At 71.5% G+C, this 15,367-nt stretch carries 13 protein-coding genes; 8 read left to right on the plus strand and 5 right to left on the minus strand.

What is annotated here, in order from left to right:
• The first annotated feature begins 375 nt into the window (after nt 1-375).
• The 8 genes from IEZ11_RS46810 (at nt 376) to IEZ11_RS46845 (ending at nt 10,129) form a co-directional block, all read left to right on the plus strand.
• Nucleotides 376-564, plus strand: a complete 189-nt coding sequence (locus tag IEZ11_RS46810; protein WP_189269208.1) for a hypothetical protein — start codon at nt 376-378, stop codon at nt 562-564.
• Between the two features lie 8 nt (nt 565-572).
• The gene (gene iolD, locus IEZ11_RS46815) at nt 573-2,444 is read left to right on the plus strand and encodes a 3D-(3,5/4)-trihydroxycyclohexane-1,2-dione acylhydrolase (decyclizing) (protein WP_189269209.1); all 1,872 of its coding nucleotides are present in this window, start codon (nt 573-575) and stop codon (nt 2,442-2,444) included.
• A 30-nt stretch (nt 2,445-2,474) separates the two neighbouring features.
• Nucleotides 2,475-3,260, plus strand: a complete 786-nt coding sequence (locus IEZ11_RS46820) for a GntR family transcriptional regulator (protein WP_189269210.1) — start codon at nt 2,475-2,477, stop codon at nt 3,258-3,260.
• A 320-nt stretch (nt 3,261-3,580) separates the two neighbouring features.
• Nucleotides 3,581-4,897, plus strand: a complete 1,317-nt coding sequence (locus tag IEZ11_RS46825; RefSeq protein WP_189269211.1) for an ABC transporter substrate-binding protein — start codon at nt 3,581-3,583, stop codon at nt 4,895-4,897.
• 9 nt (nt 4,898-4,906) lie between these two features.
• Nucleotides 4,907-5,887, plus strand: a complete 981-nt coding sequence (locus IEZ11_RS46830; protein WP_189269212.1) for a carbohydrate ABC transporter permease — start codon at nt 4,907-4,909, stop codon at nt 5,885-5,887.
• Complete coding sequence (locus tag IEZ11_RS46835) at nt 5,884-6,771, plus strand: carbohydrate ABC transporter permease (RefSeq protein ID WP_189269213.1); 888 nt, start codon at nt 5,884-5,886, stop codon at nt 6,769-6,771. The genes IEZ11_RS46830 and IEZ11_RS46835 overlap by 4 nt, the downstream gene beginning before the upstream one ends.
• 26 nt (nt 6,772-6,797) lie before the next feature.
• Entirely contained in the window at nt 6,798-8,120 is a 1,323-nt protein-coding gene (locus IEZ11_RS46840) for a glycoside hydrolase family 36 protein (protein WP_189269214.1), read from the plus strand.
• On the plus strand, nt 8,117-10,129 hold the full coding sequence (locus tag IEZ11_RS46845) for a beta-galactosidase (RefSeq protein ID WP_189269215.1): 2,013 nt from the start codon (nt 8,117-8,119) through the stop codon (nt 10,127-10,129). Before IEZ11_RS46840 ends, IEZ11_RS46845 begins: the two co-directional genes overlap by 4 nt.
• A gap of 21 nt (nt 10,130-10,150) precedes the next feature.
• On the opposite strand, the gene IEZ11_RS46850 is transcribed toward IEZ11_RS46845, so the two are convergent.
• The 5 genes from IEZ11_RS46850 to IEZ11_RS46870 form a co-directional block, all read right to left on the minus strand.
• Nucleotides 10,151-10,816 carry an NUDIX domain-containing protein gene (locus tag IEZ11_RS46850; protein ID WP_189269216.1) on the minus strand — a complete coding sequence of 222 codons (666 nt, stop codon included), beginning with the start codon at nt 10,814-10,816 and terminating at the stop codon, nt 10,151-10,153.
• Nucleotides 10,817-10,994: 178 nt separating this feature from the next.
• Nucleotides 10,995-12,764 (minus strand): ABC transporter ATP-binding protein, encoded by a 1,770-nt coding sequence (locus tag IEZ11_RS46855; RefSeq protein ID WP_189269217.1) that lies wholly within the window; start codon nt 12,762-12,764, stop codon nt 10,995-10,997.
• Between the two features lie 187 nt (nt 12,765-12,951).
• The gene (locus IEZ11_RS46860; RefSeq protein ID WP_189269218.1) at nt 12,952-13,977 is read right to left on the minus strand and encodes a sugar kinase; all 1,026 of its coding nucleotides are present in this window, start codon (nt 13,975-13,977) and stop codon (nt 12,952-12,954) included.
• The gene (locus tag IEZ11_RS46865) at nt 13,974-14,609 is read right to left on the minus strand and encodes a bifunctional 4-hydroxy-2-oxoglutarate aldolase/2-dehydro-3-deoxy-phosphogluconate aldolase (RefSeq protein ID WP_189269219.1); all 636 of its coding nucleotides are present in this window, start codon (nt 14,607-14,609) and stop codon (nt 13,974-13,976) included. The genes IEZ11_RS46860 and IEZ11_RS46865 overlap by 4 nt, the downstream gene beginning before the upstream one ends.
• Before the next feature lie 20 nt (nt 14,610-14,629).
• Nucleotides 14,630-15,319 carry a hypothetical protein gene (locus IEZ11_RS46870; RefSeq protein ID WP_308426599.1) on the minus strand — a complete coding sequence of 230 codons (690 nt, stop codon included), beginning with the start codon at nt 15,317-15,319 and terminating at the stop codon, nt 14,630-14,632.
• Nucleotides 15,320-15,367: the final 48 nt, after the last annotated feature.

A 15,367-nucleotide genomic window follows, 5' to 3' on the forward strand; every position in this document is an offset into this window, starting at 1 on the left:
CCGGTGTCCTCGGACTTCTTACCTCCGGAACTGCTGGAGCAGCCGGCGAGGGTCAGGGCTGCCGCCGCGGCGACTGCCACCATCGGGGCCAGCCTGCGCGAACGGGAGTGGGAAGAGCGGTCCATCTTTCCTGCACCTCACTGTGCTACGGGGGAAAGGAACGGATCTCGACGATCCGTGGACCCGGGCCGACGGAGGTGGTCCGGGTCACTGCTTTGCGTTGGGACGGGATACAAGTCCCTGTGCGGCCCGCTGTCAATACTTTGTTAAGACATCATTTCACACTCAGGTCCGAATGTAAGTACAAACCATTGACAGCGCGACCTGCCCCGATCTACACCTGAGGGGCATCAGCCCACCCGCGAGGAGCCCCGCATGACCGAGCCGCCAGCACAGGCCTCCGGCCGCGTCGCGACGGGCCGTTCCGAAGGCGATGCCTACCCGCTTCCGCCGGGCCTACCCCTGGCGCGCGCGGAGCGCCCCGGCGTCCGGCACGGCCCGCGGACGCCGGGGCCGACACCGGCCGACGCCCGTCTCCCCCTGTACGCCACCCCGTCCGAATGAGGTCCCCCATGAGTCAGCCGACCACCCGCCTGACCGTCGCCCAGGCGCTGGTGCGGTTCCTGTCCGCCCAGTACACCGAGCGCGACGGCGTCCGGCACCGGCTCATCGCCGGCACCTGGGGCATCTTCGGCCACGGCAACGTGGCGGGGATCGGCCAGGCACTCCTGGAGTACGGCGACGTCATGCCGTACCACCAGGGGCGCAACGAGCAGGCGATGGTGCACGCGGCGGTCGGCCACGCCCGCCAGCTGGACCGGCTCTCGGCGCAGGCGGTGACCACGTCCATCGGCCCGGGGGCCACCAACCTGGTGACCGGCGCCGCCCTCGCCACCATCAACCGGCTCCCCGTGCTGCTGCTCCCCGGCGACTACTTCGCGAGCCACGCGCCCGACCCGCTGCTGCAGCAGCTGGAGCACCCGACCGAGTTCGACGTCTCCGTCAACGACACCCTGCGCCCGGTCTCCCGCTACTTCGACCGGATCACCCGGCCCGAGGCGCTGATCCCCTCCGCCCTCAACGCCATGCGGGTCCTCGCCGACCCGGCCGAGACCGGCGCGGTCACCCTGGCCCTCCCCCAGGACGTCCAGGCCGAGGCGTACGACTGGCCGGAGGAGTTCTTCGCCGAGCGCGTCTGGCGGGTCCGGCGGCCGGCCCCCGACCCCGTGGAGCTGGCCGCCGCCGTACGCGCCGTACGGGCCGCTCGGCACCCCCTGATCGTGGCGGGCGGCGGAGTCCACCACAGCCGCGCGGAAGACGCCCTGAGGGCCCTTGTGGAGGCCACGGGCATCCCCGTCGCCTCGACCCAGGCGGGCAAGGGCGCACTGCGCCACGACCACCCGGCCGACCTGGGCGGGATCGGGCACACCGGGACCGCCGTCGCCGACGACGTGGCCCGTACCGCCGACCTGGTCATCGGTGTCGGCACCCGGTACACGGACTTCACCACGGCCTCCGGCACCCTCTTCCAGAACCCGGACGTCGGCTTCCTGAACCTGAACATCACCGGGTTCGACGCCCACAAGCTGGCCGCGCGGACCCTCGTCTGCGACGCGCGGGCGGGGCTCACGGCCCTCACGGAGGCGCTGGCCGGGTACCGGGTCACTGCGGACCACGAGGCCGGGTACCGGGCGGGCAAGGAGCGCTGGGACGCCGTCGTCGAGGCGGCCTACCGCGCGGACGACGAGGACGCCGTGCCGACCCAGACCCAGGTGCTCGGTGCCCTGGACGCGGTCGTCGGGGATGACGACGTTGTCATCAACGCGGCCGGCTCGCTCCCGGGCGACCTGCACAAGCTGTGGCGGGCCCGCTCGCCGCGCCAGTACCACCTGGAGTACGGCTACTCCTGCATGGGCTACGAGATCCCGGCCGGTATCGGCGTCCAGCAGGCGGCCCCGGACGTCACGGTCTGGTCGCTGGTCGGCGACGGCACCTACCTGATGATGCCCACCGAGATCGTCACCGCCGTCCAGGAGGGCCTGCCGGTCAACCTGGTCCTCATCCAGAACCACGGGTACGCCTCGATCGGCGGCCTCTCCGAGTCGGTGGGCGGCGAGCGGTTCGGCACCGCCTACCGGTTCCGCTCGGCCGACGGCACCTTCGGCGGGGCGCCGCTGCCCGTCGACCTCGCCGCCAACGCGGCCAGCCTCGGCATGGAGGTGCTGCGCGCCAAGACCGTGCGGGAGCTGCGCGAGGCACTCGCGGCGGCCCGCGCGAGCGACCGGCCGACGTGTGTGTACGTGGAGACGGACCCGGCGCCCACCGCGCCCCCCGCCGAGGCCTGGTGGGACGTGCCGGTCGCCGAGACCGCCGGGCGCGAGGCCGCCGTACGCGCCCGCGAGGCGTACGACCGGCAGGTCGCCGACCGCCGCCGCCATCTCTGATTCCCCCGACCCCCGGAAGGAGGTGTCCCGGTGGCCCGAACCGGTGATTCCACCCGCACCGCGACCGTCTCGGCACTCGACGCCCTGGACTTCGCCCTGGACCGTGGCAGTCCGGTGCCGCTCTACTACCAGCTCGCCCAGCAACTGGAGGAGGCCATAGAGCACGGAGTGCTCGCCCCGGGCAACCTTCTGGGCAACGAGATCGACCTGTCGGTACGGCTCGGCCTGTCCCGGCCCACGGTCCGCCAGGCCATCCAGTCCCTCGTCGACAAGGGCCTCCTCGTACGCCGCCGGGGCGTGGGCACCCAGGTGGTGCACAGCCAGGTCAAGCGGCCGCTGGAGCTGAGCAGCCTCTACGACGACCTGGAGTCGGCCGGACAGGGCCCGACCACCCGGGTGCTGCGCAACGAGCGGATCCCGGCGAGCGCCGAGGTGGCCGCCGCGCTCGGGATCGCCGAGGGCGCGGAGGTGGTCGTCCTGGAGCGGCTGCGCTGCACGCACGGCCAGCCGGTGGCGTTCCTGTGCAACTACCTGCCGGCCGCCCTGATCGACCTCGACACGGAACGGCTGGAGTCGACCGGCCTCTACCGGATGATGCGCACGGCGGGCATCACCCTGCACAGCGCCCGGCAGACGGTGGGCGCCCGCAGCGCCACCGCCGAGGAGGCCGTCCGGCTCGACGAGAAGGAGGGCGCCGCCCTGCTGACCATGCAGCGCACGGCGTACGACGACACCGGTCGGCCGGTGGAGTACGGCAGCCATGTCTACCGGGCGTCCCGGTACGCCTTCGACTTCCAGCTGCTCGTACGGCCGTAGAACGAGCCGTGCCGGTCCGGTTGCCGCGGGTTAAACCGCTGGTCCCGCGACCCGAAACCAACACGCCCGCACACGAGCCCCCACGGAGTTTGTCCCGTGGGGGCTCCGTCGTTCCGCTCCGTTCAACAAACCGGCAGGCGACCATGTCGATTACGTTTCGGGCAAGAGACGGGCGAGAGAGACGCAGGCTATTGACGCATGAGCGGACAAGCGGCTGTTATTGCGCCCACGATGTTCGGCCGAGTTGGTTTCTGATCGGTTTCGGGACCTTTCGAAGATCAGCTCTTCCCCTTGCCGAACCCTGTTACCCAGGAGCCGCCATGCGCATCTCCCCGTCCGGTCTTCACGTGCCGGGTCCGAGCCGCCGTAACGTCATCCGCGGTGCCGGTTCGGCCGCGCTGCTCGCCGGTGCCGGCATACCCCTGCTGTCCGCCTGCGGAGGCAGCGGGTCCTCCGGCTCGGACTCGAAGACCGTCAGCCTCGGCTCCAACGCGTCCGACGCCGTGCCGAAGAAGGCGTACCAGTCCGTCTACGACGCCTTCAAGAAGTCGTCCGGCGTCACCGTCAAGGTGAACACCAAGGACCACAACACCTTCCAGGAGCAGATCAACTCGTATCTGCAGGGCACGCCGGACGACGTGTTCAACTGGTTCGCCGGCTACCGGATGCAGTTCTTCGCGGCCAAGGGCCTCGCCTCCCCGATCGACGACGTGTGGGAGAAGATCGGGGCCAACTTCCCCGACGCGATGAAGAAGCTCAGCAAGGGCGCGGACGGCAAGTACTACTTCGTGCCGCTGACGACGTACCCCTGGGCGGTCTTCTACCGCAAGAGCGTCTTCCAGGCGAAGGGCTACACGGTTCCCACCACGTGGGACGAACTGGTCGCGCTGTGCAAGCAGATGAAGAAGGACGGCCTGGTCCCGATCGCCTTCGGCGACAAGGACGCCTGGCCGGCGATGGGCACCTTCGACCAGATCAACTTCCGCCTCAACGGCTACGACTTCCACGTCGAGCTGATGGCGGGCAAGGCGGCCTGGACCGACTCCAAGGTGAAGGACGTCTTCGACCACTGGGCCGAGCTCCTCCCCTACCACCAGGACGGCTTCATGGGCCGCACCTGGCAGGACGCCGCCCAGACGCTGGTGTCGAAGAAGGCCGGCATGTACCTCCTGGGCACCTTCGTGGCCCAGCAGTTCACCAACGCCTCGGACCTCGCGGACCTCGACTTCTTCCCGTTCCCGGAGATCAACTCCGCGTACGGCCAGGACACCGTGGAGGCGCCCACCGACGGCTTCATGGTGAGCAAGTCCCCGAAGAACCACGACGGTGTCGTGAAGCTGCTGGAGTACCTCGGCACCCCGGCCGCCGAGGAGACCTACCTGAAGACGGACCCGAGCGTGGTCGCCGCCTCCAGCAAGGCCTCCACCGCCGCCTACTCGACGCTGCAGAAGAAGGCGTTCGACATGATCGGCGGCGCCAAGAGCCTCACCCAGTTCATGGACCGCGACTCCCGTCCGGACTTCACCTCCACGGTGATGCAGCCGGGTCTGCAGAAGTTCCTGCAGAACCCGAAGGGCGTCGACAGCCTGCTCTCGTCCATCGAGCGCCAGAAGAAGACCATCTTCGCGTCCGAGTGAGCCTGCTGAATGACGACTGACACCACCACGAAGTCCCAGGAGGCGGCCGCCGTGCCGCCTCCTGGGCGCGCGTCCGGGAAGAAGCGGGTCCAGCAGGGGCACAAGCGTCTGCTGACCCGCCGTGACCGCATCACGCTCGCCTTCATGGCCGGCGTACCGACGGTTCTGCATGTACTCCTCGTCTGGGTGACCGCCCTCGCCTCGATCCTCCTCGCCTTCACCTCCTGGGACGGCATCGGCTTCGACTCCATCAAGTGGGTCGGACTCGACAACTTCCAGCAACTCTTCAACGACAACCCGCAGTTCTGGCCCGCCGTCCAGCACAACGTCATCTGGTTCGTCGTCCTCATCCTGCTCCCGACCCCGTTCGGCCTGTTCCTGGCCGTGCAGCTGGACAAGAAGATCCGGTTCAGCCGGGTCTACCAGACGGCGTTCTTCCTCCCCGTCGTCATCTCGCTTGCGTGCATCGGGTTCGTCTGGCAGCTGATCTACAACCCGGACACCGGCCTGATCAACAGCCTCATCGGCGCCAACAAGCCGGGCCACTACATCGACTGGATCGGTGACCCGAACCTCAACCTGTGGGCGGTCCTGGTCGCCGCGTCCTGGCGGCACACCGGCTACATGATGATCCTGTACCTGGCCGGTCTGAAGAGCGTCGACCCGTCGCTGCGCGAGGCCTCGGCCCTCGACGGCGCCAACGAGTGGCAGACGTTCAAGAACGTCATCTTCCCGACGCTCCGCCCGACCAACACCATCGTCCTGGTCGTGACCATCATCGAGTCGCTGCGCGCCTTCGACCTGGTCTTCGTCTTCAACAAGGGCGCGCAGGGCACCGAGTTGCTCTCCATCCTGGTGACCAACAACATCATCGGCGAGTCCAGCCGTATCGGTTACGGCTCGGCGATCGCGGTGGTGCTGCTGTTCATCTCCCTGATCGTGATCATTCCCTACCTGATCGCGACCTTCCGGAAGGAGCGGCGCGCATGAGCACCGTGAGCGCGCTGCCCAAGCAGCGCAACCCGATCCGCCCGGCCCGCGTCCTGCTGCACACGTTCCTGGCGCTGACGGCCCTGGCCTGGCTCGCCCCGCTGCTGTGGGCGATCTTCTCGGCACTGCGCCCGTACAGCGAGACCAGCAACCGCGGTTACGTGTCCTGGCCGCACACGCTGAACTTCGACAACTTCAAGAACGCGTTCGAGCAGTCGGACATGACCCACTACTTCATGAACACGCTGGTCATCGCGGTCCCGGCCGTGCTGCTCACGCTGTTCCTGTCGTCGATGGTCGCGTTCTACGTCGCCCGCTTCGACTTCCGGGTCAACCTCTTCCTGCTGCTGGTCTTCACGGCCGGCAACCTGCTGCCGCAGCAGGTCATCATCACCCCGCTGTACCGGATGTACCTGCTGACGAACCTGCCGGGCATCACCGCGAGCGGCAAGCTGTACGACTCGGCGCTCGGCCTGGTGCTGATCCATGTGGCGTTCCAGTCCGGGTTCTGCGCGTTCGTGCTCAGCAACTACATGCGTTCGCTGCCGCACGAGCTGACCGAGGCCGCGCTGGTGGACGGCGCCTCGGTGTGGCGGCTGTACTGGCAGATCACGCTGCCGCTGTGCAAGCCGGCGATGGCGGCCCTGGCGACCCTGTTGTCGATCTGGATCTACAACGACTTCTTCTGGGCCCTGGTGCTGATCTCGACCGGTGAGAACATGCCGATCACCTCGGCGCTGAACAACCTCTCCGGTCAGTACTTCACCGACCCGAACCTGGTCGCCGCCGGTTCCCTGCTGACCGCGATCCCGACGCTGCTCGTGTACTTCGCGCTCCAGAAGCAGTTCGTCAGCGGTCTGACCCTGGGCTCCGCCAAGGGCTGATCCGGCCCCGTCCGAAAGAGAACCTCGTGCACAACCCGTTCACCCCGGTCACCTCCGTGCCCGTGGACACCCGCACCGCCCGGGTCCACGAGGAGGGCTGGCAGTCCTGGTCGCCGAGCGGCACCTACGCCCTCGGCACGGTCCCGTACCGTCCGACGAACGCCAACTGGGCGACCGTCTGCTACCGCCCCGGCCGTGCCGTCCCCGCCGGGGCCTTCCAGGGCGAGGGCCTGCTGGCGCTCGACCCGGGAGACGGTTCACCGGTCCGGCTCTGGGCGGCGGCCGACCCACTGCACGAGGTTCCCTCGATCCGGCTGACCGTGGCGGCCGGGGTCGCCGAGGTCGAGGCCGACGGCCCGGTCAAGGAGTGGACCGGCACGGGCATCCAGTCCGTGCTGGCCGACTGGGCCGGCGCCCTGGCCCTGCCGGCGCCCCGCCCCGCGCCCACCGTCTGGTGCTCCTGGTACGAGTACTTCACGGCCGTCACCGAGGACGACATCCACGAGAACCTGCGGGCGATGGACACCCTCGACCTGCCGATCGACGTGGTGCAGATCGACGACGGCTACCAGAGCGCGCTGGGCGACTGGCTGACCCTCTCCGGCCGCTTCCGCTCCCGGCGGGGCATCGCGGACGCCATCCGCGCCCGCGGCCGCCGGGCGGGCATCTGGACGGCGCCCTTCCTGGTCGACCCGGCCAGCGACCTCGCCGAGACCTACCCGGACTGGCTGGTCCGCGACCCCGACGGCAGCCCGCTGCGCGCGGGCCGCAACTGGGGTCACGTGCTGTACGTCCTGGACACCACCCACCCGGCCGCCGCGGCCTACCTCACCGACGTCTACACGACGCTGCGCGCCGAGGGCTACGACTACTTCAAGGCCGACTTCCTCTACGCGGGCGCGATGGACGGCGTACGGCACTCGGGCGCGGACGCGCTGACCGCCTACCGGCTGGGCATCGGCCTGATCCGGGACGCGATCGGCGCGGACGCCTACCTGCTCGGCTGCGGCGCGCCGATCCTGCCCTCGATCGGCCTGTTCGACGCGATGCGGGTCAGCCCGGACACCGCTCCGCACCGCCGCCCCGAGGCCGACGACTTCAGCCAACCCGGCCAGGACCCGGCCGAGTTCACCGGGGTCGGCCGCCAGTGGCAGCACGACCGCCTCTGGGTCAACGACCCCGACTGCCTGATGGCCCGCCCCGCCGTGGAGACCCGTGCGCGCTGGGCGGCGCACGTGGCGGCCGTCGGCGGCCTGGTCGCCTCCAGCGACCGGCTGCTCTCCCTGGACCAGTGGGGCGTGGAGACGACCCGCCGCCTTCTCACCGGAGTTACCGGAGTCAACCGATGAGCAACCGCACCCTCTCCGTCCCCGGCATCGCCTACGGCGGCGACTACAACCCCGAACAGTGGCCCGAGGAGGTGTGGGCCGAGGATGTCCGCCTGATGCGCGAGGCGGGCGTGAACATGGTGAGCGTCGGCATCTTCTCGTGGGCGCTGATGGAGCCCTCCGAGGGCGTGTACGACTTCTCGCGCATGGACAGGATCCTCGGTCTGCTGCACGAGAACGGCATCGCCGCCGACCTCGCCTCCCCGACGGCCGCCCCGCCGGCCTGGTTCTTCCGGGCCCACCCCGAGGCGCTCCCGGTGGACCACGACGGCCGCGCCCTGTCGTACGGCAGCCGCCAGACGTTCTGCCCGAGCAGCCCCGCCTACCGCGCGGCCGCGCTGCGGATCACGGGCGCGATCGCCGACCGGTACGCGAGCCACCCGGCCGTCAGGATGTGGCACGTCCACAACGAGTACGGCTGCCACAACGCGGCCTGCTACTGCGACACCAGCGCGGCCTCCTTCCGCCGCTGGCTGCGCGCCCGGTACGGCGACGACCTGGCCGCCCTCAACCACGCCTGGGGCACCACCTTCTGGAGCCAGTGGTACTACGACTGGGAGGAGATCCTGCCGCCCCGCGCGACCGGCGCGGTCCCCAACCCGACGCACCAGCTGGACTGGCGGCGGTTCTGCTCGGACGAGCTGCTGTCGCTGTACACGGCGGAGCGGGACGTGTTCCGCGAGGCGGCGCCCACGATCCCCGCCACCACCAACTTCATGGTGATGCACAACTTCGACGCCCTCGACTACTGGCGCTGGGCACCGGAGCTGGACGTGGTGGCCAACGACCACTACCTGATGTCGGCCGACCCGGAGTCGCAGATCGACATCGCGCTGAGTGGTGATCTGATGCGGTCGCTGGCGGGTGGGCCGTGGCTGCTGATGGAGCACTCGACCGGCGCCGTCAACTGGCAGCCCGTCAACCGGGCCAAGACGGCGGGCGAGTTGCGCCGCAACGCGCTCGCGCACGTGGCGCACGGCGCGGACGGCATCTGCTACTTCCAGTGGCGGGCGGCGAAGGCGGGTGCCGAGCAGTGGCACTCGGCGATGCTGCCGCACGCCGGGACCGACAGCCAGATCTGGCGTGACGTGGTCCGGCTGGGCGCCGATCTCCAGGCGCTCGCCGAGGTGCGCGGCAGCACCGGCACGGCCGAGGTGGCCGTCGTCTGGGACTGGGACGCCCGCTGGGCCGTGGAGCTGCCCTCGCAGCCGAGCGAGCAGCTGCGCTACCTGGAGGTCGTGCGCGCCTGGTACGAACCGCTGTGGCGGACGGGCGTGGCGGTGGACTTCGTCCGCCCGGACGCGGATCTGTCGGCGTACAAGGTGGTGCTGGCCCCGAGCCTGTACCTGGTGGACGACACGGGCGCGGCGAACCTGACCGCCTTCGCGGAGGCCGGCGGCAGCCTCGCCATCGGCTTCCACAGCGGCGCGGTGGACGAGAACTGCCATGTGCGGCTGGGCGGTTACCCGGGCGCCTTCCGTGAGCTGCTGGGCGTGCGCACCGACGAGCTGTTCCCGCTGCTGCCCGGGGAGCGGGTGGCGCTGAGCGAGGGCGGCACGGGTTCGCTCTGGTCGGAGCGGGTGGGGCTGGCCGGCGCGACGGCGGTGACGTCGTACGCCGACGGACCGCTGGCCGGGGTGCCGGCGGTGACCCGGCACGGCTACGGCGCGGGCACCGCCTGGTACGTGGCGACGCTCCCGGACGCGGAGACCCTGGCGGGGCTGCTCGGCCGGATCCGCGCCGAGGCGGGGGTGGCCGCGGGCCGCACCGCCCCGGCGGGTGTGGAGGTCGTCGTGCGGCGCGGTGCGGACGCGGACTACGTGTTCGTGATCGACCACGCCGGGCAGGGCGCCGAAGTCCCGGTCGCGGCCGGGTCGGTGGAACTGCTGTCCGGCAAGCCGACCGACGGCACGGTCACCGTGGCACCGGGCGAGACCGCCGTCGTACGGGAGCCGCGGCAGGACGCGTAGCGCCGGGGCGCGGGGCTGCGGTCAGTCGCGGGCGAACGGGCCGTCCAGCGCAGCCCATTGGAGCAGCATGATGGTCTTGGCATCGGCGATCTCGCCGGTGCGGATCATCTCCAGGGCGCGCCGGAAGGGGAGTTCGAGGATCTCGATGTCCTCGCCCTCCTCGGCCAGGCCACCGCCCTCGTGGGTGCGGGTGGCGGGGGTGTAGGCGGCCGCGTAGAAGGAGATCCGTTCGGTGACCGAACCCGGGCTCATGTAGACGTCGAAGACGTGCTCCACCTCGCCGACGGTGTGCCCGGTCTCCTCGACCACCTCGCGGCGGACCGCGTGCTCCGGGTGCTCGGCCGCGTCGTCCAGGAGTCCCGCCGGGGTCTCGACCAGCATGCCGTCGGGGTGGCCGTTGACGTACGCGGGAAAGCGGAACTGGCGGGTGAGGAGGACGGTTTCGCGGTCCGTGTCGTAGAGCAGGAGCGTGGCGCCGTTGCCGCGGTCGTGGGTCTCGCGCCGCTCGGTGTGCCAGGTGCCGTCGGAGTGCTGGATGTCGAAGGTGGTGGCCCGCTCGACGTACCAGTTGCTGGACAGGAGTTCCACCTCCCGCACCTTCACGCGCGGGTTGCCGGTCAGGCCGATTCCGGCGCGGTCGAGACCGGTGCGGCCCCGGTGGTCGGGGGTGTCGATCCCGGCGGTCATCGCGGAACCGCCGGGCGGGCGAGGGCAGACAGGTCATTCATGATCACCTGTCTACCATCCGCCCACGTCCGGTCTCCAGCGCCCGCAAGGGACGCGGGGAACTGCGCGACCAGCCACGACGATCCCGCAGCCGACCGACAACGCACCCCCGGCACCCCCGGCACCTCCGGTGAAGCGCCTAATGGACTTCGGCCCGCGCCGCCGGCCCCTCGTCCAGGAACCCGCCCGACTGGTGCTGCCACAGCTTGGCGTAGGCGCCCTCGGCGGCGAGCAGTTCGTGGTGGGTGCCCTGTTCGACGATCCGGCCGCGGTCCAGGACCACCAGGCGGTCCATCGAGGCGACCGTGCTCAGGCGGTGGGCCACCACCAGCGCCGTGCGGCCCTCCATGAGCCGCCAGAGCGCCTCCTGGACCAGGATCTCGCTCTCCGAGTCCAGCGCGCTGGTCGCCTCGTCCAGGAGCAGGATCGGGGCGTCCCGCAGGATCGCCCGGGCCAGGGCGACCCGCTGGCGCTGGCCGCCGGAGAGCTTGACGCCGCGCTCCCCCACCATGGTGTCGAACCCGTCCGGCAGCGCGTCGGCGAACTCGGTGACGTGCGCGGCCTCGGCGGCCAGCCGGATCTCGGCGTCGGTGGCGCCCGGCCGGGCGAAGGCGATGTTCTCCCGCAGGGTGCGGTGGAACATCGCCGGGTCCTGCGGGACGTAGGCGATCTGGCCGCGCAGATCGGCCTGGCGCAGCCGGCTGATGTCCTGGCCGCCGATCATGATCCGCCCGGCGTCGATGTCGGTCATCCTCAGCAGCAGCCGGGTGAGCGTGGTCTTGCCGCCGCCCGACCTCCCGACGAATCCGAACTTCGACCCGCCGGGCACGTCCAGTTCAAGTCCTTCGAACAGTGGTTTCGCACCCGCGTGGGTGAAGGAGACCTTCTCGAAGCGGACGCCGGCGGTCTGCGGCGCGAGCGGTTCCGGAACCTCCGGGTCGACGACGGTCGGCGGGTCCAGCAGCACTTCGGTGAACTGGGCCGCCTCCGTCATGGAGCTCTCCATGCGCCGGTAGATCTGGTTGAACTCGAACATGATCCGGGTCGCGTTGGAGTAGTACGTGAAGGCGACCACGACCGCCTCCACGCCGTGCCCGCCACCGGCCAGCGCGACCGCGAGCAGCAGCCCCAGCGCGTTGGTCGCCACCGACATCGGGGCGACGAAGGTGTCGATGCGCAGGTTGCCGTAGTCCCACGAGCGCAGCTGACGCCGCCGTGACTCGGCCACCCGCGACCGGTGTTCGGCGGCCTCCCGCTCCTCCGCGGCGAACGCCCGGACCGTGTCCATGTTCATCAGGCTGTCCGCGACATGCCCGGACACCCGGGCGATGGCCTCCTCGCGCTGGGCGACCAGCCGCTGCCGGCGGCGGATCAGCGGCACCACGCACACACCGGTGATCGCGATCATCGTCAGCAGTCCGACGACCAGGAGCGGTTCATAGCGCCACAGCACCACCGACCCGAACGCCAGCGGCACGAAACTGCCGACGATGTTGAAGGTCAGCGTGTCCGCGAACTCCTCGAAGCGGGTGGCGAAGCTCAGCACCCGCTTGGTGAGCGAGCCGGCGAAGTTGTCGTGGAAGAACGCGGCGTCCTTGGCGAAGAGTTCGTCCATGCCGATGACGTACAACCGCTCGATGCCCAGGGCGTCCAGACGGTTCAGACAGTGCAGACCGATCCGCCAGAGCACCTCCGCGAGCAGCAGGACACCGCCGAAGCCGAGGACGTACGGCAGTGCGGTGCCGAAGCCGAGTCCGTGGCCGTCGGCGATCCGGCCGACCAGCTTGGCCACGACCAGCGGTGCCACGTAGTTGATTCCGATGTTGCCCAGCGCGGGCAGCAGCGTCCCGGGCAGCGTGAGCCACTTGAGCCGGGCCAGCTCCCGTCCGTAGTAACGAAGCGCGAGCATGACGGCGCCCTTGCGGGGTCCCGTCGCAGGTAAATCGACAGAGGATGTCATCTCAACCCTGTGTAGTCGTCGCACGGCATGCCGAGTCGGCCGCCGCATGGTCAGCGACGGCCTGGTATCGGCAGGTCAGGTAGGGGAAGTCTCCCGCGACGAGGGTCGCTCGGTCCACGTGTTTTTTCGTCGGTGACTACGGAGCGAACACACGGCCGACCGTTTTCGGCCCGCATCCCGGGCCGTCGCCGTACCGCTGCCAGTCCCCGTCCGGGAGTTCGAGGAGCCGGGCGATGTCCGTCCCGCCGGGCAGCGGACCGTGGTCCCCCGTCACCTTGAGCGCGGAGACGGCGGTGAGGTGGCCGAGCCGCAGGGCCCGCGGCAGCGGCTCGGCGCGCAGCAGCCCGGCCAGGAAGCCGGCCGCGAACGCGTCGCCCGCGCCGACCGGTTCCACCACGGCCGTGCGCAGCGCGGGCACCGTGCACGCGCCGTTCGCGGTCACGGCGGTCGCGGCCCGGCCGCCGTCCTTGACGACGAGGATCCGCGGGCCGGGCAGCAGGTCCCGCAGGCCGGTGACGGTCAGGTCGCCGCCCCACAGCTCCTGTGCCTCGTCGAGGCCCACGAAAACGATGTCGGCCCGGTCGGCGAGGGCGCGCAGCACCACGGGCGCGGTGCCGTCGGGCCACAGCGCGGCCCGGTGGTTGACGTCGAAGCTTATGGCGTACGGCCGTTCGGCGGCGGGCGGGTCGAGGGCCCGGGTCACCAGGGCGCGGCAGGACGCGGAGAGCGCGGGGGTGATGCCGGTGAGGTGCAGCAGGGCGGCGGAGTTCAGGGGTTCGCCGTCGAGCAGGCCGGGGCCGAGGGCCGAGGCGGCCGAGCCGGTGCGGTAGTAGTGGACGCGGGTTCCGGTGGGGCCCGGGTTCTTGAGGAGCAGGCCGGTGGGGCGGCGCGGGTCGGTGCGCACATGCGTCACGTCGACCCCGGCGGCGGCCACCGCGGCGCGCACCCGGCGGCCCAGCGGATCGTCGCCGACGGCCGAGAGCCAGCGGGCCGGGACGCCGTGGTCGGCGAGGTACATGGCCACGTTGGACTCCGCCCCCGCGACGGACAGCCGCAGTTGCTCGGCGTCCGCCAGCGGCCGGGGCGGGTCGGGGGCGAGGGCGGCCATGGTCTCGCCGAGGCAGACGACCGGCCCCGGGGCCGGACACCAGGAGGCCGTCATGCCGGTCCCTCCTCGGGTACGGCGGCCCGGAACGCGCGGGCCCGGTCGCGCAGGGCGGTGAGGCTGCCGCCGTCCGCGGCGTCGCCGACGAGCGGGGAGCCGACGCCGACGGCGGTCGCTCCGGCGGCCAGGCAGGCCCGTGCGGCCGGCACGTCGACGCCGCCGACCGGGACGAACGCGGCGTCGGGGAACGGTCCGCGCAGCGCCTTCAGGTAGGCCGCTCCGCCGGCCTCGGCGGCCGGGAAGAGTTTCAGGGCGGCCGCGCCGCGGGCCTGCGCCGCGATCACGTCGGTGGGGGTCAGCACGCCCGCCAGGACCGGCATGCCGAGCTGCCGCGCGGTGTCGGCGCCGGCGCCGAGGCCGGGGGTGACGGCGAAGGTGGCGCCCGCGCGGTGGGTGGCCCGCGCGTCGGCGGCGGTCAGCACCGTGCCGGCGCCCAGCGGTCGGCCGGGGCCGAGTTCCCGGTGGGCCCGGGCGATGACGGTGAGGGCGTCGGCGCCGCTGAGCGACACCTCGATCAGCTCGATGCCCTCCTCGGCCAGGGCCAGCACGGTGCGCAGGGCGGCGACCGGGTCGCCGCCGCGCACGACGGCGAGCAGGCGACGGGCGGCGAGGGCGGCTCGCAGATCCACGAGCGGGGCTCCTTCCATGGTCAGCGGGGGCAGGGGCAGTCGGCGCCGACGGTGAGCCGCCGGCGGACCTCGCCCGAGGCGGGGACGCGGGCGGCGTCGTCCGGGCCCGCGTCGTCGAGGTCGAAGACGCGGCCGAGCATCGGCTCGACGCCCGTACTGCGGCAGGGCCGGTCGGCGGGGAAGCCGCCGAGGTTGCGCCACAGGGCGACGGACAGCGGTTGTCCCTCCGCCTCGACGGCCAGGGCGAGCCGGTCCGGGCCGTCGTGCGCACAGCAGCGGCCGCCGTCCACCACGGCGCCGACCGCCGTGCCGTCGTCCGGCCCGAACCGGTCGAGCCGCAGCCCCAGGGGCGCGGGCCAGCTGCCCGCCACCCAGCGGGCGCCGTCCGGCCAGGGACCGTCCAGCAGGGGCGCCGCCTCCGGGAACAGCCGGGTGGGCGCCCCCTCCCGGGCCCGCAGGACGGCCTCGCCGGAGAGGTCCAGCAGCGCGTGGGCGGCCCAGACGAAGCGAAAGCCGGGGTCGGCCACCACGCCGTCGGCCGTACCGCGCCGTGTGCGGGTCAGGGTGAAGCGGTCGCAGCGGACCGTCTCCGCGTCCCCGTCCCGCGTCCAGGGCCGGGACCAGGCGTCCCCGTGGTCGGGGGTGCCGCGGACGGTGGGGACGCACTCCTCCAGCCCGCCCGCGTCCACGAACGCGTCGCCCGGTGCCACGTGCCGGCGTTCGGGGCGGTCGGGCCGCCACAGGCCACTCGCGGCCGC

It is taken from the genome of Streptomyces fuscichromogenes (assembly GCF_014645815.1).
GTDB lineage: Bacteria > Actinomycetota > Actinomycetes > Streptomycetales > Streptomycetaceae > Streptomyces > Streptomyces fuscichromogenes.